The organism is Roseburia sp. 499, from assembly GCF_001940225.2.
Taxonomy (GTDB): Bacteria; Bacillota; Clostridia; order Lachnospirales; family Lachnospiraceae; genus Petralouisia.
In genome coordinates this window covers 828634-847994 of record NZ_CP135164.1, presented here as the reverse complement: position 1 = coordinate 847994, position 19361 = coordinate 828634, and the positions used below count along the sequence as shown (strand labels likewise).

General features: G+C 37.6%; 16 protein-coding genes and 1 tRNA gene. All 17 read right to left on the bottom strand.

Going from position 1 to position 19361, the window contains the following annotated elements; translation table 11 throughout:
* Positions 1 to 111: 111 nt before the first annotated feature.
* The 17 genes from BIV20_RS04275 to hemB all read right to left on the bottom strand — a co-directional run bounded on the left by BIV20_RS04275 (position 112) and on the right by hemB (position 19196).
* Positions 112 to 2157, bottom strand: a complete 2046-nt coding sequence (locus tag BIV20_RS04275) for a methyl-accepting chemotaxis protein (protein ID WP_158024904.1) — start codon at positions 2155 to 2157, stop codon at positions 112 to 114.
* 13 nt (positions 2158 to 2170) lie between these two features.
* Positions 2171 to 3550, bottom strand: coding sequence for an ABC transporter substrate-binding protein (locus tag BIV20_RS04270; RefSeq protein WP_075718428.1), 1380 nt, complete (start codon positions 3548 to 3550; stop codon positions 2171 to 2173).
* A 195-nt stretch (positions 3551 to 3745) separates the two neighbouring features.
* Entirely contained in the window at positions 3746 to 4504 is a 759-nt protein-coding gene (locus BIV20_RS04265; RefSeq protein ID WP_075719174.1) for an exodeoxyribonuclease III, read from the bottom strand.
* 26 nt (positions 4505 to 4530) lie between these two features.
* Positions 4531 to 5592 (bottom strand): acyltransferase family protein, encoded by a 1062-nt coding sequence (locus BIV20_RS04260; RefSeq protein ID WP_075718426.1) that lies wholly within the window; start codon positions 5590 to 5592, stop codon positions 4531 to 4533.
* Between the two features lie 88 nt (positions 5593 to 5680).
* On the bottom strand, positions 5681 to 6484 hold the full coding sequence (locus BIV20_RS04255) for an ABC transporter permease (protein ID WP_158024903.1): 804 nt from the start codon (positions 6482 to 6484) through the stop codon (positions 5681 to 5683).
* A 43-nt stretch (positions 6485 to 6527) separates the two neighbouring features.
* Positions 6528 to 7316, bottom strand: coding sequence for an ABC transporter permease (locus tag BIV20_RS04250; RefSeq protein ID WP_075718422.1), 789 nt, complete (start codon positions 7314 to 7316; stop codon positions 6528 to 6530).
* On the bottom strand, positions 7316 to 8248 hold the full coding sequence (locus BIV20_RS04245) for an ABC transporter ATP-binding protein (protein WP_075718420.1): 933 nt from the start codon (positions 8246 to 8248) through the stop codon (positions 7316 to 7318). Before BIV20_RS04245 ends, BIV20_RS04250 begins: the two co-directional genes overlap by 1 nt.
* Positions 8245 to 9162, bottom strand: a complete 918-nt coding sequence (locus BIV20_RS04240; RefSeq protein WP_075718418.1) for an ATP-binding cassette domain-containing protein — start codon at positions 9160 to 9162, stop codon at positions 8245 to 8247. Before BIV20_RS04240 ends, BIV20_RS04245 begins: the two co-directional genes overlap by 4 nt.
* An 88-nt stretch (positions 9163 to 9250) precedes the next feature.
* Entirely contained in the window at positions 9251 to 10039 is a 789-nt protein-coding gene (locus BIV20_RS04235) for a sensor histidine kinase (RefSeq protein ID WP_075718416.1), read from the bottom strand.
* A 17-nt stretch (positions 10040 to 10056) separates the two neighbouring features.
* Positions 10057 to 10761, bottom strand: a complete 705-nt coding sequence (locus BIV20_RS04230) for a LytR/AlgR family response regulator transcription factor (protein WP_075718414.1) — start codon at positions 10759 to 10761, stop codon at positions 10057 to 10059.
* 30 nt (positions 10762 to 10791) lie between these two features.
* A complete protein-coding gene (locus BIV20_RS04225; protein WP_075718412.1) occupies positions 10792 to 11493 on the bottom strand; it encodes a class I SAM-dependent methyltransferase in 702 nt (233 codons plus the stop codon).
* A 112-nt stretch (positions 11494 to 11605) separates the two neighbouring features.
* Positions 11606 to 11689 (bottom strand) — tRNA-Leu (locus tag BIV20_RS04220).
* An 89-nt stretch (positions 11690 to 11778) separates the two neighbouring features.
* Entirely contained in the window at positions 11779 to 14391 is a 2613-nt protein-coding gene (locus tag BIV20_RS04215; protein ID WP_083655089.1) for a putative bifunctional diguanylate cyclase/phosphodiesterase, read from the bottom strand.
* Positions 14392 to 14397: 6 nt separating this feature from the next.
* On the bottom strand, positions 14398 to 15879 hold the full coding sequence (locus BIV20_RS04210) for a methyltransferase (RefSeq protein WP_075718410.1): 1482 nt from the start codon (positions 15877 to 15879) through the stop codon (positions 14398 to 14400).
* A gap of 207 nt (positions 15880 to 16086) precedes the next feature.
* Positions 16087 to 16842 carry a peptidoglycan recognition protein family protein gene (locus BIV20_RS04205; RefSeq protein WP_075718408.1) on the bottom strand — a complete coding sequence of 252 codons (756 nt, stop codon included), beginning with the start codon at positions 16840 to 16842 and terminating at the stop codon, positions 16087 to 16089.
* 96 nt (positions 16843 to 16938) lie between these two features.
* The gene (gene hemL / locus BIV20_RS04200) at positions 16939 to 18213 is read right to left on the bottom strand and encodes a glutamate-1-semialdehyde 2,1-aminomutase (RefSeq protein WP_075719170.1); all 1275 of its coding nucleotides are present in this window, start codon (positions 18211 to 18213) and stop codon (positions 16939 to 16941) included.
* Positions 18213 to 19196: a porphobilinogen synthase gene (hemB, locus tag BIV20_RS04195; protein ID WP_075718406.1), complete on the bottom strand. Its 984-nt coding sequence runs from the start codon at positions 19194 to 19196 to the stop codon at positions 18213 to 18215. Before hemB ends, hemL begins: the two co-directional genes overlap by 1 nt.
* Between the last annotated feature and the right edge of the window lie 165 nt (positions 19197 to 19361).

The window sequence follows — 19361 nt, the reverse complement described above, 5'->3', positions numbered from 1 at the left end:
CTTTAAAACGTTATCTTTCACAGACATCTGTAAACTTTTTTCATAAAAATAACTTATTGCTAAAGCAATATAATAGGGCTGTCATAAATGACAGCCCTATCCTGAAAAATTTTACTCAATCTGAAATACTGAAATCTCTGACTTAAGTTCTTCCATGTTCTGATCCAAGTTTTCTGCTGCATTCGTAAGATTATTCACACGATTCTGCATACTATTCATAGTTTCATTTACATACTCTGTCTTCTGTGCTGTCTGTTCAATAATTTTAGAAATCTCATTAACCGCAACAAGTGTACCATCTTTTTCTCTATTTACTCTTTCAGTGCTTTCAATAATCTTCATCAGACCATCCACAAGAGCATGCATACTTTCTCCAACTGCTTCAAAGACCTCTATTACTTCATCCACCGCCTCATGTTGCAACTTTGCCATAGACTCTGCTTCTTTTGCATATTCTGCACTCTCATTCGTCTGCCCAATAATCAAATCGACTTTATTGCGAATTTCGCCTGCCGCTTCAGAAGAACTATCTGCCAACTTACGTATCTCATCAGATACCACTGCAAATCCCTTACCAGCCTCACCAGCTCGTGCCGCTTCAATAGTTGCATTCAAAGACAACAAATTTGTCTGTTCAGATATATCTGAAATTGTTGAAATAAATTCATTTATAACATTAGATTCCTTTGCCAGAGATTCAATACTCTGCCCTACTCTATTCGTAATGGTAAAAGCATCATTGGCTCTAAGCCCCAAATTATAGATAATCTCTTTTGCTTTTCCTAACATTTCTTCTGTATTAGCAACTAGCGTTTCCACACTTCTGGTAACCTGAATAACCTGCTGCATTTCTTCCGAAAGAAGTTCTGTCTTTTCAACGCAACTATGCGCATGATTAAATTGTTCTTCCATTCCATCATTGATTTCTGATATTGCAGCTGATACATTCTCAGAGTACTCGCTTATCATTCCAAATGCGTCTTTCACTTCTTCTGTGGACACTTCAAGCTGTTCTGTTGCAAGCTCAACTTTCTTTACCAGATTTCGATTCTTTCGAATCATATGAGTAGCTGCCTCTGCCAATCCTCTAAATTCATCCTTGCTCTTAACATCTACTGTAACGGTCAAATCACCATCAGCTACCTGACCAAGTTTTGAAACCACATTCGTCATATTTTTCTGGATGCTTGCAGATATGATAATTCCAACTATAATAACAATCAATGATGCCACAACAACCAATACCACTGACAAAACCTTTATCGCATTCGCCTGGCTTGTTACAACACTTAAAGGTACTAACACACAAATCGTACTTTCTGCCCTGTCACTATAGCTATAGAAAAATACATACTCTTTTCCCTCGTAATTCACTCTTGAAATTCCATTACGCTTTACATCCGGATCAATATCCTTAAAAAACTTCTGTTCCCCAAATATATTCTCTGTCTCATTTTCTCCACATATTACCTCTTTTCCACCTTTTGTAACAAACCCCACAATACTTCCGTCACCAAAATCATACTGTTCCAGAAAAGAGCGAACTTCCGACTCCTTAACATCAATAATGACTCCACCATTCATATCCTGTGTATCCATCTGACAAGCCAACAGATAATCATTCTGAGTAAGACCCAATGTCTGATCCAATTCTTTATGTTCATCAGTCCAACGTTCAAGTGTCTCCCCATTCATTGGGTCCACAATATCCTCATAAATCCCCTGCGTCGTTGCTCCATTAGAAAACGACAAAATCAGTTGTGAACTATTCGGTACGATATGAATATTCTCAATAAATGGATTCGCTGCAACTGAATCCACCATAGCAGTCTCCAATGCATCCTTGCTCTCCTGTCTTGCAACGGCATCTGCATCTGCATCCGGATTACAATATTTCTGTGTATTCGAATCAAACGCATACTTTAACGCCTCTGCCTGAATATATTCATAACGCATATTAATATACTCATTCATAGTGCCAACCGTCTGGAGTGTCGCCTGATTAAACTCCAGAACCAATCCTTCTGCTGCCTTCTGATAAGACGCAACTCCAATAATAACCATAAACACAATTGGTATCAAAAAGCATAGAATCAACTTATGCTTGATACTGTATAGGGAACTGCCACTTAAAACTTTTGTTTTTCTCTCTTTCATACGCTCTCTCCTTCTATTGTACATTCAGTCTTGGATAACGATCTGCTACAGCCTTCTTAAAATCTGCAATTGCATCATCATATGTTTTATTTCCCTGCTGAAATTCCTCTAACTGAAGTTCTAAGAGTTCGTTAATTTTTCCATCATAAGCGCTCATCCATGATACATTTACTTCCTCCGCCAAAGGGATAAATGCATTAATGAAATCTTGCCCACCAAGAAAGTCGTATGTACCTTTCCCCTCTGAAGACAAATTCTGCATTGCCGCTTTATTATTAACATAATCCATCGTTTCTTCTGACATTTTTTGCATAACATCCGTATCACAACATAATGCTTTCATAATTTTTCCGGCAATTTCTTTATCTGAGCATTCCGCAGTAGCACCAAGCCATGTTCCTCCCCAATAATAGGGCATAGGTCCCTGACACATATTCCATTTTCCATAGGTTCCTGTACTAGAAGAAGTATCTAAACTTCCATCCTCATTAAAAGTTGCTCCACAGTTTGCTTTAATTGTCCAATGCAAAAACCATGTACACCCAAAATACCCAAACACATTGTCTGTGGCTGCCCCATTACTCCATTCATCTGTCCATGTGTCTGTTTTCCATGTCAAATCCTCACCTTCAAGCCTTTTTGACACCTCCATGTATTCTGCCATTGTATCATCCATCTGAAAATTATTATTATCGTCTACCCATGAAACCGATTTATTGGAATAAAACACATTAGAAATATCCTTATTGGAAGAAAGTATTCTTACTGAATCATTAGATGCTGCTTTTAGTTGCTCCGCCGTTGCCAGAAAATCATCCCAATTTGAAATCTTTGCCTGCATTTCCTCCGGAGAATTCACTCCAAGATATGTCTTTGCTAAATCAGCCCTGTACATAAATGCACCCGGACAGCTCTGCCATGACAATCCCTTTATTTCTCCATTTCTTTTGTCTTCTGCTATCTCTAACGTATAAGGATACATCTGTTCCAAATCACTGTCTTTGATTCCAAGTTCTGATATAGGAAGTGTGTAATCACTATTTGTATATTTCATAATATACCCAGATTCAAAAGCAATCATATCCGGATAATCCTTGGCATCCGGAACTCGTAATGCACGATCCACACGCTGTTGATAGATATCTGAATCTCCAACATTGACATATTCCACCTTATCCCTCAGTTCCGGATACACCTCATATACATATTCGAGCCTGTCCTGTAGTTCACTATTCCAGGAATAAATATAGAATTTATCCTCCTCGTCATCTACCTTTTTTCCAAATGCACCTTCCATCTCTACATCAAATACTTTATCTGAAATTCCGCAACCTGACATTGTGCCTAAAAGTAATGATGCAATCATCCCACATGCTACAATTTTTCGTTTCATAAATGTCCTCCTTTGTAAAAATAATACCCGTAGAAGTTTGCTATGCTATATTAGTTTTATGTCACGAATTATTAGATGTCGGTATTATTTTGCTCATACTGTTTTCAAGTCATCTAGCGGCACTTCTCCACGTTTTAACTTAATTTATTAATATTTTAACATGCACATCATTTTTTTGCAATTCTGTTTTCTTTCTTACAATTCAATATCCAACTCCACCGGACAATGATCTGACCCCATTACTTCCGTATGAATTTTAGCATCTTCCAATTTTTCTTTCAAATCCTCTGACACTACAAAATAGTCAATACGCCATCCCGCATTCTTCTCCCTCGCCTTAAATCGATAAGACCACCAGGAATAGATTTGCTCTTGCTCCGGATAGAAATAACGGAAAGTATCAATATAACCATGACTTAATATCACAGAAAACTTTTCACGTTCTTCATCTGTAAATCCTGCATTTTTGCGATTCGTCTTTGGATTCTTTAAGTCAATTTCCTTATGCGCTACGTTCAGGTCTCCACAGAAAATCACAGATTTTTTCTCTTTCAGGCTGTCCACATATGCTAAAAATGCATCTTCCCATTCCATTCGGTAAGACAGTCTTGCCAGTTCATTCTGGGAATTTGGCGTATAGCAGGTTACCAGATAAAAGTTATCATATTCCAGTGTAATCACTCTGCCTTCTTTGTCATGCTCCTCAATGCCGATTCCATAAGTCACATTTAAAGGCTTATGTTTTGTAAAAATCGCCGTACCGGAATATCCCTTTTTCTCTGCATAGTTCCAGTAAGCTTCATAGCCTTCCGGCAACTCCAGTTCAATCTGCCCTTCCTGTAGCTTTGACTCCTGAATGCAGAAAAAGTCTGCATCTACTTCCTTAAAATATTCCAAAAATCCTTTTTGCACACAGGCGCGTAACCCATTTACATTCCAGGAAATAAACTTCATTTTCATTGCTCCCTTCCACTACTTTTCTAATTATGTACGAAACTGCGCATCTTTCTATAGTATATCCGAATCGGCAGAAAAGTACCAGTAGATTTCTCATGTAAATTTTTCTCAAGAAGATAAAATCCATACCCTACTGCCACACATACCACCACATTTCCCATGGTTACCGGAATAGCCGGATGCATCGGGAACAATACATCATCAAAAAATTCAAAGTAAACCATTTGAACCAGAAAAATATGATAAGACGCTTTTCCTATCTCTGACAAAAACACACCTGCTTTTCCCGGAATCTTTTTATTCTTTAGATAATGGAACAATAAATATATAATCGGGAAAATGTAAAACGCTGTCAGCATAGAAGTTCTTGTCCAAAAACGAAACAGCTCCAGTTCCGGCTGATTCTCCAACTGATACACCCATACAATAAAACTGAATCCCACTACAAAGCCCGGTAACAGGCTCCAAGCAGGCAACGGGTACTTCTTTTCATCCTTGAAATGAAAATATAGATAACATCCCATAGCAAGAAACATCAAATACCTTGGCGCCAACAACCGATAAGTATCTAATTCCATTTCACTATATCGCACATAATATTCATAAGCGAAGTTGAGTAAAGCAACTGCCGCTACCCCCAGCCACGAAGCATGCTTTACCAAAAGATAAATGATAGGAAACAAAAACAATAGTTGAATCAGAATAGGATAATAATAACTTCCCGGTCCTATACCACCTTCTATAAAACAGACCACCATATTTTTCAAAGAATAAGCTTGTCCCTCCAGACGCTCCAATATCATTTCCAGTGTAAAAATCATAACAAAGGGTACGGTAAATCTTACAATTCTTGGCATAACAGTTTTCCACTGATATAATTCCAGAAACCTGCCATGTGTCTTCCGTTCAAAGGACATGGAAAAATTATAACTCATAAGCAACATAAAAATTGGAACTGCCATGGCAATCACCCAGGTAAAAAATGGGGTTGTTTTATCTTCCCATTCATAATGAGTAATAATCACCATAACAATTCCTATTGCTTTTAAATAATCAATCAGATATATGTGTTTCTTTTCTTCCAATTTTTTTCACCTCTCACATAAAGTCCGAGGGTGATTATAGCACAAAAAAAGAATTTGTCCAGAGGAAATTTGTCAACAGACTTATATCCTAATTTCCTGTACTCTTGTAAAACCGAATACTGATTCTCCAAAATATATAGGCAATCAAATATACCACAACCCCAAGTAAGGGTGCTATATACATATAAATTGCAGGATATTGCTCCATATCCGGTTTTCTTAACAGATACTGTGCCGGAAAATAATTAACAAAGGCAAACGGTATCACATAAATCATGATTCCCTGAATCAACTTGTTATAAATACTGATTGGATATCCGGCAAATTTGCGCATATTCCAATAAAAAACTTCCCGAATACTATTGGTCTCCACAAAATAAAAGCTTAAAGCACTGAATATAATGAACATTCCGCCCTGAATCAAAACTCCCCCTATGATGGTACTGATATAATAGACAATGGTGGAAACATTCCAGACTACACCTACACGGCCTGCTGATACCAGAAAAAGGATGATTCCTAACATTCCATGCCCAATAGCCGCAATCACATCCGAATGATTTGCAATCAACTGACACAAAATTCCTCTTGGTCGAACCAGAAGACGGTCAAATCTTCCTTCTCTTACCATGCTGGAAAAGTCCCGCAAATCTGCAAAAAGAATCACAATAATACTATATGTAATAAATAAAAGACTGAATAAAAATAGCATTTCATTCACATTCCATCCATTGATATGGTCAAATTTCATTAACGTAAGATAAATTACAATAATACTAGTCGCCTCTCTCAAAAATACTGCTATTGTGGCAACAATCGAATCTGCCCGATACTGTAGATTCGATAACATACTCATTCTTAATGACTGCAAAGCAATCCTAATTTCACCCATACTTTTCCTCATTTCCGCGCGGCATTTCTACCACGCAATTTTCTCAACCACCCTGTACTACTAATTTTCGAACTCCGTTTTTCCAAAAAAGATTTCCAATCAGATACAATATTGCAATCCAAACCACCTGCATTGCCATACCATACAGAATTTCATTCCCAGCCAATTCTCCCAGATAAATTCTTATTGGTGTAAAATAAATGGATTCAAATGGAGTATATGATACTATTTTTCTCAAAAACGTCGGCATAAACCATATCGGTATCATCGAGCCCGCCAGAATATTTACCACAACATTTTTAATGGTTATAATTCCCCACACACTAAACAACCAAAAGCACCATGTTTGCACGATAAAACTAATCTGCCATAAAATAAGATAACCTAAAATTACACTGATTCCCATTAATAGAACACTGATTCCGTCTTTCGGTGCACACAACTCTATAAAAAAGCTGCAAAACACCACTGCCGGAACAAAATGAAAAAAGACTTTAAACATTCCTTCTCCAATATTTTCCCAAAGCATCCGAAACTTAAAATCCACCGGTTTCAAGAATTCACTGGTAATATTTCCATCATGCAGTTTATTCTGTAAAAACATCTCATCGAAAGAAAATGCATTCGAAAGCCCCAACGAAATAACAAAATTAGTAGCAACCATCTGAAATGTAATTCCATCTACACTTTCTGTCCCCGCATATAATGCTTTATAAATACTGCAAAATACTACAATTGTTATGATAGTATTGATAATCCCCATAAAAAATTCCAATCTGTATGCCAATCGATTCTGAAATTTTTTCAGAGCGAATTCCATATACACTCTCATCACACGCGTATTCCTCCTTCATAAATATCACGAATAATCCCATCAATTTCCGGTTCTTGAATGGAAATATCCTTTATAGAAAAACGAGAAAACAACTCCTCCATCACTTCATTCATTGGAATCTTATTAACATCAAATACATAATTTTCTTTTGTTCCATCCTCCAGAAGCATCTCTATATTTTTACAAGAGGCATATTTGTTTTTAATTTCTTCTACGCCACCATCATATATCTTTGTACCTTTATCAATGATAATGAGCCGGTTGCACACCTTTTCAATATCCTGCATATCATGGGTCGTAAATATCATTGTGGTTTTCTCTGTTTCATTCATATATCTGATAAATTCCCTGATTTTTTCTTTTGCTACCACATCAAGCCCTATGGTAGGTTCATCAAAAAATACAATTTTCGGAGAATGCAAAAGCGCTGCCACAATATCTCCACGCATTCTTTGTCCCAGGGATAGCTGTCTGACCGGCTGATTTATAAAATCCTGCATATCCAGAAGTTCTGTAAACTTCTTAAGATTTTTCTGATATTTCTCCTCCGGTATTTTGTATATGTATTTCAGCAGTTCAAAACTTTCTATTAGTGGTAAATCCCAATTCAACTGTGTCTTTTGCCCAAATACAACTCCGATATTTTTTACATACTCTTTCCGCTGTTTATAAGGAATAAATCCATCAATTACAACTTCTCCTGCATCCGGATAAAGAATTCCGGAAAGCATCTTAATAGTCGTTGATTTACCTGCTCCGTTTGGCCCGATGAATCCAACAATTTCTCCTTCGCCTATGGAAAAACTGATATCATCCACCGCCTTTTTCACCTCGTACTTTCTGTTAAACAAATGCTTTAGCGATGCAACGATTCCTTTCTCCCGCTCAGCAACCTTATAATATTTTTTTACATTTTTCACTTCAATCATCTTACACTGTTCCTCCCGTATATGTTCTTAATCGTGTCTTCCAAATTCGGCTCCGTAATCTTCACATTTTTTATGGAACATCTGTCAATCATATGCTTCATAATTACAGCTGTTTCCACTTTCTGCTTATTGAATCTTATCGAAAGAATGTTGTGATTTATCGTATATTTTTCAATCGGCAAATCTTCCAAATCCGGAACTGTTCCCGCCAGTTCTATATCCATTTGATATTCCGGAGCAGACTCTTTACGAATTTCTTCTACGCTTCCATCAAAGATTATATTTCCCTCATCCAAGACCAAAACTCTGTCACAAAGTTTCTCTATTTCCATAAGATTATGACTTGTATAGACAATGGTTGTCTTCTTCTCTTTTTTCATCTCCTCCAACAATTTCATAATCCTATCCTTTACGGAAACATCTAAGCCAATGGTAGCCTCGTCTAAAAGCAATACTTCCGGCTTCGGTAAAAATGCATAGACCAGTTCTGCCCGCATTTTTTGCCCCAACGAGAGATGTGTAACCGGCTCTTGAAGACAATCTCTGATATCAAAAAATTCTACCAATTCTTGCAATCTTTCTTCATACTCCTGCTTACTTATGCCATACATCTTTCTGCAATTTTCGAAAGAATAAATTAGCTTCATATCACTCCATAACTGTGTCCTTGTTCCTGACACATAAGACATTTTTTTTAGAACCTGCACATCGCTCAATATATCCTTGCAGGCATTGATACGAATAAAACCACTATCTGCCTTCAAAATACCGGATATCATATTTAAAAGTGTTGTCTTTCCGGCACCATTTTTTCCTATGATACCCACGCACTCAAATGGTGCAATATGAAAAGAAATTCCTTTTAACACTTGTTTATCCTTAAATTGTTTTCTCACATCCTTGACTACTATCATAGATTTCCCTCTATCCTTCTTGTTGTCCTCTACAAAATATTTAACAAAAAAATATCCCTTGGTCAATGACCTTGGGATAAACCGTATTCTAACAGGGATAAACGACATTTATTACAAAATAATCTTTTTCTTCATAAATATCTATCATTCCAGCATATTTCTCTGTAATTTTTCTTATTTGTACCATTCCGAATCCATGTCCTTCCCCTTCCTTTGTGGACTTAAATTCCGGATTATTTCTTAGCACGGAAGTATCTATACTATTTTTCACTACTATGGAATCCAATCCTTTTTGATTAGATATGATGACCTCCATCTTCTTTTCTTTTGTTTGAACCGCCGCTTCTATTGCGTTATCCAGAAGATTATTTAATAATGCGGAAAAATCAACACTATCCATATATGCAAAAGCCAGATTTTCAATTTCTGCTTTGATTTCAACGCCCTGCTCTTTGGCATTCGATAACTTATGATTAATTATGTAATTCATAAGAGAATTACCTACATTGATATAGGTATACATTTTATTTAGATTATCCAGAATTTTACTGGTATAATCCTTTGCCTCTTCCACTTTCCCCTCGTTAAGATAAGAAAGTATTACCAGACTATGATTCTTCATATCATGCTTTAACAACCGGCTCTGCATCTGCATCTTTTTAATTTCCTCTGCCATATCCTGTTGCTTTGCATATTTTTTCTTCACTTCTAAAAGTGCCTTTTCCATATCAATGTTTTCTGCTATATATCGAGTAAGCTGCTTATCCTTCTCAGTTTCTTCTTTTTCCACCGCTTTTCTCTGTTTCCACTCTTTCATCCACAAAAAAATCACTGCACACAACAGCACTGTTAGTATGAAAATTATCCTAAATGCCATACGAGTCCTCTCTTTGTTTATCTTCTCATCTGTTCAAGTATTATCTGTTTCACTTCTCTTTCATAGCTTCTTCCGATGGGTATTATCCTACCATCCGTCAACACTATCTCATTACTGTTCATTCTACTGATATATTTGGTATTCACAAGATATCCTTTATGACATCTGACAAACTTTTTGCCCTTAAGTTTCTCTTCAATCTTTGTCATGGTCTCTCGATATTTTTCATTTCCATTTTCCGTATATATATTAATATAATTTCCATTGGCTTCCATGTAATAAATATCATCCATTGGAATTTTAATCACTTCCTGCCCCTTTTGTAAAATTAGTTCTTCTTTCCATGATAATAATTCTTTTTCTAAACGCCCGATAACCTCATCTACCTCTTTATCAAAATAAGACTTTCTAATAAATCCAAAAGGTCTGTAAGCAAAGGTTTGATACACTAATGCATCATAACTGGTCACAAACACCAGCAACGTTTTTAAACCTCTATCCGTAATCACCTTAGCAATATCCATTCCGGTAAAATAAGGCATATCAATATCTAAAAATAAAATATCCACCGTCTGTGTTTCCAGTATTTTTATAAGTTCTCTGGAATCTGTTAACGCAGTGTACTGTGCCGAAATAGACAGTTGTTCAAAACTCGTCCTTACTCTTTTGACAATATGTTCCAATATTTCTTCTTCATCATCACAGATTACAATCCGATACATTACTTTCTCCTTACACCAAGGGATTTTTTCTTATGCTCTCAAGAAAAACAAGCGGCGTTTTACTCCTTCTTTTTCCTGATCCATTCTATAATATTCTACTTTTTCTACCGTAAAGTATTTTTCTATCCGTTCTATCCACTCTTCATCGGGATGATTATTCATCCGAAGTACTCCATCTGCAAACATATAGTGTCCTTCCCAGGTAATATCTTCGCGTTTTGAACGCATTTCTTCATCAAAATACGGATTCATACCGATAATCACCTGACCGCCTTTCTTACAAACCTTTCTCAGATTTGCAATGATACTATCTGAAACCTCATCCGGCACAACATCTACCACATTTATACAGATGACATTATCGTATGTGTCCTCTTCCTGTTGTTCCAACCAGTCAATTTGTACTGCTTTGTGCTCAATCTTATCTGCTACCTGAAATACTTCCGCATATAACTTTGCAGATTCAACTGCATTTTCCGAAACATCTACTGCGGTAACCCGGTCACTTCCATTTTTAATCAAATAGACATCTGCCCATCCACTACCACAACCGTAGTCCAACACATTACTCCAATTCGTCACTTTATCAAAAATAGCACAGATTGTTTCACTTTCCAATTCACGCCAGCCTGTTTCCGGATGGATATCTGCATAATCTTCTTTTGATGATTTTAATGTCTGATTCCAAAAGTCCAACGCTTCTTTATATTTTTCCTGTAATTTTTTCTCCATAGTCTGCTTCCTTCTTACTTTAGCGGAGACCTTGAATCCACTGTATTCAATGCCCCTTCGCTTCTAATTCAAAAGGGTCCATCCTAACGGATGAACCCTTTGAATGAAAGAATGCGGAAGATGGGACTTGAACCCACACGATATTGCTATCACAAGATCCTTAGTCTTGCTCGTCTGCCAATTCCGACACTTCCGCATACACCATTATGAAAATGATGCTGTTGTCATGACGACTTTAAAATAATATCAAATGTTATCCAAATTGTCAATGGAAAAATTTAATATTTACAAATATTTTTTCTCAAAATCTGTTTTGGTCATAGGTTTCCCAAAATAGAACCCCTGTATCATCTTTATTGACATTTTTTTCAATATCTCATATTGCTGCTCATTCTCTACCCCTTCTACGCACACATGCATTCCAATAGTAGCAGCAAGTTCACAGACAATCCTTACAAATGCCTCATCAAATGGTTCCTCCCCTAAATCATCAATAAAGCATTTATCAATTTTGATGACATCTATTGGCATTTCGCGAATATGATTCAAGGAACTATATCCGGTTCCAAAATCATCCAACGCTACTCTTACGCCTAATCCTTTGATTTTCTGCAACACTTGTTGCATTCTTGCCATATCATTAATTGCAAGACTCTCTGTCACTTCCAGTGTCAAATTCTTTGGATTCATTTTTGTTTCCTCCAATATTTCCTGGATACGTTCTGCTACATCATTGCGCAATAATTGAACAACAGAAAGATTCACATTTACCTTATACTCCGGATGTCCCATATCATTCCAATACTTACAACTATGACATGCCTCTTTTAAAACATAATCTCCGATAGGATTAATAAGTCCCAAATACTCCGCAAGCGGAATAAATTCTCCCGGAGAAATAAACCCAAGATTCTCACAATTCCACCGAATCAAAGCCTCTGCACCGGTACAAGGATTTCCCGGTTTTGTTACATCTACAATCGGTTGATAATATACTTCGAACTCATCACAAGCATTCATCGTAGCATTACGCATATTTTTCTCTAAATCCAGTCGTTTAAAGGATCCACATTCTAATCCTTCGCCATAAAATGCATACCGGTTCTTACCAGACTTCTTGGCTTCAAGCAATGCCATATCTGCTTTTTTTATCAAGTCCTGTACATTATCTCCATCTGCCGGAAAACGTACAATTCCCATACTCGCTGTACAATAATAATCTGCCCCTTTTAGGAACCATGGTTTGGAAAATATCTCAAAAATCTCATCAATAATCTTTCCCAACATCCAATACATGTTATGGGTAACTACAATAATAAATTCATCGCCACCCATACGGTAACAACTACTTTTTATTCCTTCAATTCGCTGAAGGCTGTGAGAAATTGCTTTCAGCAGTACATCTCCATACTGGTGTCCCAATCCATCATTAATATGTTTAAAATCATCCAAATCCATATACAACAGTGCCCCCTCGTCACCATCTTCTTTGGTCTGTTTGATATACTGTGCCACATCTTCTTCGCAACGCATTCGGTTATATAACCCTGTCAGGAAATCATTATTCACCTGTTTTTCTATTCTTTGCTGATATTTTTTCTTCTCCGTAATATCATAAATCGTATGAAGAGCAACATTTTTTCCATTGACCCATACAATCTCTGTACGATGAACATCGAACCATTTTTTCTCTTCTGTTATATATATTTCTCCCTGTTCCTTTTCACTTAATACCCTTTCCAGTACCTGATTTATTTTTTTCTCCAAGATACTCTTTGGGAAAAGTGTAGAAAACCTCTGGTTGGTAAATAGCATCTTTCTTTCTTCCAAAGAGGATACACAGATGCCACATTCAATATTATCTAATATCTCTTCTAGAGAATCATAGGAACTTTCCAGTGAATTCCGTGCAACTCTTTTCGCCCATATACTTTGAATAATTCTACGAACATCATGGGCAAACTTAATTTCTGTTACTTTCCACTCTCTTTCCCCGTTATATACCATTAAAGACAAATACATTGCCAAATTTCCGTTTACCTCTATTGGAAGAAACATTCCGGCCCTAAGTCCTTCCTGTTGAAAAAATACACGAAATTCTTGGTTCAATGGCGTACTACTAGAAAGCATATATGGTTTTCCGTTCATAAACGGATATTCTTTCACCGGTCTTATCTGATGCTTTTTCCTTTGATTTTGCAAGCCCTCTTCCATCCACTCACATATCACAGAAGCGCTATCATTTTCTTCCGCAATCTGAAGTAATTGAGCCCCTTCCAATTTCAAATACGCTCCTGTATACTGAAATATCTGTTCAATTACTTCTGAAAATTCCTGCTCAGATTCCAACATTTGTACAACAGAAGCCATGGCCTCACTGCGCTGCAACTCTGTCTTCATATGCTCTTCTGCCTGACGGCTTTTTTCAGATTCCTCACTTGCCTCTATCGTTCCAAGTCCCAGTTTAAAATAATTCCGTAACATACTACACAAAAATTCTACTGTTTCTGCAAATTCTTCTTTGGTAGTACCACTTACCTCTTCCCCCCAAACAACCTCTGAAGGTATTTCATCCATGAGTATTCCACCTATCAGCCAAGTTGCTACTACCTTCTGATTGACCCGTACCGCTATTGCACATACCTTTACATAATCCACCGGAAGATCTGCTTCCACAACATCTTCTACTCCGGACTGTTGTAACTGCCAAAGCAAATCTTTACAGATTTCCAGGTTGATATATTCACCAACCCCCTTCCAGCCCTTTATCTGAATCATGTCTTCCTGAGATACATCACCTTTTAAATAAACACTATATATATGGTGCATTTTACAGAACTTTTCTTGTAATTCCTGTAATTCTTCTCCGTCCATTATTATTTTTTCTTCTGGTCTCATTGTTTTCTAGCCCCTTTTTTCCATAATAAACAGATAATACATATCCTTCTCGTCCATACTGTATTCCTGCAACATAGTAAAATCTTTTCTTACACGCAGCTGTTTTTTCACAAAGTTTTTTTCATTGGAATACATCATAATCTTTCCCTTTTCCCTTAAAACCTTTGCTGCTTTTTCAAAAAATCTTTGATAAAAAATATCCTGTTCTTCCTTACTCTTTTTTCCTCGTTCCGGCATATTTGTAATAATTTCGTCAAAAAGATATTCATGGGTAAACTCAAAAAAATCCCTGTTAATATAGTATATATTCTGACCTGCCAGTTCTGTATTTTCCCTAGCCCCACTAATTGCTTTTCCAAAAATATCAATCCCGTACATCACTCTTGCCGGACAGATTCGATTTCGTTCTAGAAGCATCGTTCCCACACCGCAAAACGGGTCCAAAATCTGAGCATCTTCTTCCATATACGGCTTTGCAAGTGCTGCCACTGTCGCTGCCTGTTCCGGACGAATTGATGCCGCAATGGTATTTTTTCGATAATAAAATCGCTCTTCTGACAAAGTATAAAACTTTATCAACGGAAGAAATGTTCCATCACTTTTTTCCATCAATCTTATCTCTATTTCATAATCAGAAGTAGAGTTTCTCAATCGATAAGCTGTCTTCTTTTCTAAAGAAAATGCTAATTTCTTGGCAAATTCACTTCGCTTATCCAAAGGCATCTTACCATGAATCCCCAGGCGAAAATAGCAGGTCTCTTCGCTCCCATGTGCCTTTTTCAACAGCTCCAACAAATTTGATGCTACCAACGTGTCTGCTGCCTGTTCCGGTTGCGGTTGCAACGTTCTCGCATTAAGTAAAAACAACATTTCCCGATAAGTGGGAATTTCCAACAACTCCCTGATATCATCTGTTTTTACCCGTACGCCACTTTTCATTCGAAGCGTCTTTCCTTTTCTTATCTGCCGCTCTGTTATCTCCTGATTTTTCTTTCCAGTAGTCAGAATAACCTCATAGTTTTCCTTATATCCTCGAAAAACATGGTGTTTCTTCTCTTCTTTGTCGGAAAGCATCTTACGCAATACCGTCATCTCTTCTCGCACATGCTTTTCTTCATTCTCTGCCGGCTTATATTCTTCCAGTTCCTTCAACCGCTGCTGTAACTCCGGCACAAACGCTTCATAATCCAATTGAGATAAAGCTGTTAGATAATCACTTTTTACAAAACGCTGTGTTTCTGCCTGATATGCTTCATATAACGATAGTGCTGCTTGCTGCGCTTGCAAATTTCCCAAAATCAACGCCGCATTCTTACGCACTTTTGCATCTTCATGCTCTAAAAATTTCAGAAAAATATCATAGTTTCCCTGCAGCTTTTTCTGCCATTCCAAGACAACAGCTTTTTCCTTTAATTCCTGTTTTATAGAAATCAGCTCTTTTCTCGGATTTTCTTCTGTTTTCAAGCTCTCATAATGCTGCTCTACCATATTCTTCTCCTTTTTTCCACAATCTGACTTTTATTTTACTTTATACTTTCTTTTTTGGCAAGATATAGCACATATCAATTTTCTGTTAATTCTATCATAATTCTATGAAAAAGAATTCCGCTTGCGGAATTCGCCGCGCGCGAGTGGTGTCGTTTACGAAAAAAAAATCCGAAACACCAGACAACCATCTGATATTTCAGATTCCTTTTATGACAAATCCTCTTCCGGTTCTACTCCATAAGTATCCAGATAATCTTGTACATCCTTTTTAAACTGTTTCCATGCATCCTCATGTTCCACATAATAAAGAGGACATTCCTTTCCGGTCACATCATAATGTCGAATGACATTTTCCACCGGAACATCAAACTTTCCACAAAGCCATGCCGTAAGGTGCACCAAAGAATCATACGTTTCCTGTGTAAACTTGCCATCCTTATTTAAATGACAACACTCAATAGAAATTGTATCATTATTTCGGTCATTGGACGCATAGGAAATCTCAGAGCTTGGAATACACTGAACAATTTCACCATCAATTCCTACTACAAAGTGGCTACTTGCCTTCGTCTCATGACTATCTTTTAAACTTTCAAAATAACTTCGATTCTGTTCCGCCGTAGTCCCCGGATTGGCTGTATAATGTATGACAATTCCTCTTACCTCGTCCATGGCAATCTGTGGTCGAGAATATTCATTCGGCGTTAAAAGCTCCACCTGATAATCCGGTGCTTCTAAAATCACCTTCTGTTTAAAATCCTCTGCCATCTCATCAACGGACTGTTCTGATATATTCTCACTTGCCTGTGCCGATTGGGATATATGTATGATTACTAAAACCACTACTAAGACTGCACCACAGCTAATCACACCTTTTCGTACCATCTGTAGGATTCTTTTCCGTTTTCTTTTTCTTCTCCGTGCCAGACATGCCTCTCGTCTTCTTCGTTCTTCACTCGTCACTGTACCCTCTCCATTCTTCTGTTTTCCTTCCTTTCACTATCATACTACTTGTCTAGTCAAAAAGTATTTAAGTTTTTTTAAATTTTTTGTAAAGAACTATAAGAAATATTTTTTCATAACCTCCAGAGTCTGTTCTAATATCTCTCTGCTATGCGCCATAGACAGGAATATTGCTTCAAACTGAGCCGGCGCCAGATAAATGCCTTCCTTCAACATATAATTGCAGTAATCTGCGAATGCCTTCGTATCTGAAGTCTTTGCACTATCATAATCCTTTACTTTTTCCTTGGTAAAAAACAGAGAACCAATGGAACCTACATGATTTACCTGATAAGGTAATCCTGCATCCGATACAATTTTCCGGATTTCTTCAAAAAACCATTCTCCATTATCATTTAACTTTTTATAAAACTCCGGATTTTCCTTCAATATAGTAAGCTGGGTGAGTCCTGCTGCCATAGCAATCGGATTTCCACTTAATGTACCTGCCTGATATACACCACCTAATGGAGCTACTACTTCCATAATTTCTTTTCTTCCGCCATAAGCTCCTACCGGCATTCCACCACCAATGATTTTTCCAAAAGTAGTTAAATCAGGCTTTATTCCATAATACCCTTGTGCTCCATCAATTCCCAAGCGAAATCCGGTAATTACCTCATCAAAAATCAACAGCGCTCCGTATTCATCACAGATACTGCGCAATCCTCCTAAGAATCCCGGTTCTGGTGGCACAACTCCCATATTAGCTGCTACCGGTTCTACAATGATAGCCGCTATTTCTTCTCCACATCGATTAAAATGCTCTTTTACACTATCCAGGTTATTATATATCGCAGACAATGTATCCTGAGTACAGCCCTTTGGCACTCCCAGGCTATCCGGTACACCTGCCGTCATCACTCCGGAACCTGCCTTTACCAACAGCCCGTCCGAATGACCATGATAACATCCGGTAAACTTGATAATCTTATCTCTCCTCGTGTATCCTCTTGCAGTACGAATCGCACTCATAACTGCTTCTGTACCGGAATTCACCATACGCACCATTTCTATGGAAGGAACCAGTTCACATACCAGTTTTGCCATCTCTACCTCTACTTCCGTAGCTGCACCATAACTTAATCCATGCTTACATGCTTCTGTTACCGCTTCCAATACATCCTTCTGATTATGCCCTAAAATCATTGGTCCCCAGGAACCAATATAATCAATATACTGATTATCGTCCTCATCATAAATGAATGCGCCTTCTGCGCGCTTAATGAATCTTGGAGTGGAACCTATAGAACCAAATGCACGCACCGGGGAATTCACTCCCCCCGGAATAACCTTAACTGCTTCTTTAAATAAATACTCTGAATTTGTTATCATCCAATTCTTCCTTCTTTCATATAGCCTGCCAATTCTTCTGCAAAATAAGTAATATAGATATCGGTTCCTGCCCGATAAGCACTGACTGCCATTTCACACAAGATACTCGCTTCATCAATAAATCCCGCCTGAGCAGCCGCTTTTACCATCGCATACTCGCCACTAACCGAGTAAGAAGCTACCGGTATATCAGTTCTGTCCTTTACCTCCCGAATCAAATCACCATATGCCATAGCTGGCTTTACCATAATAATGTCGGCTCCCTCTTCCACATCCAGCATAGCTTCTTTCAAAGCTTCTCTACGATTATGAAAATCCATCTGATAAGACTTTCTATCTCCAAAGGAAGGTGCTGACCCTGCTGCATCCCGAAAAGGTCCATAAAAAGATGAGGCAAACTTCACCGCATAAGACATAATCGGTGTATTTACATATCCCTTCTCATCTAATTTTGCACGAATTGCAGCCACTCTTCCATCCATCATATCAGAAGGTGCCACCATATCCGCTCCTGCCTGCACCTGTGACAATGCTGTTTTTGCCAGAAGTTCCAGAGTCTTATCATTATCCACATCATGGTCGCACAACACACCGCAATGTCCATGAGACGTATATTCACACATACATACATCCCCTATCATATAAAGTTCCGGGCAGACTTCTTTTGCCTTACGAAATGCCTTCTGCACAATACCGTCTTCTGCGTAAGCTCCACTTCCAACTTCATCCTTGTGTTCCGGAATTCCAAAAAGCATTACGCTACTAACTCCTGCATCTGCAAGTTCCGTTAATTTTTCTTCCATTCGATCCACACTGTAACGATACTGCCCCGGCATGGACGGAATCTCTTCCTTAATATTTTTCCCTTCCATTACAAACATGGGATATACCAGACTAGACGCATCTATTCTAGTCTCTCGTACCATCTTACGAAGCACTGCATTTCCACGCAGACGACGTGGTCTTGTAATCAGTTCCATTTTTCTTCCTCTTTTCTATCTAAATATGTTATTTGACGTTCATTTTGCTTTTAAATATAGCACAGAGTGGTTTTTCTGTAAATGATAGATTTATTCTATTTTTATACGAATCTATTATATTACTCTTTCAAAAAAGTTGATATATTGTTATCACGTTGATGAAAA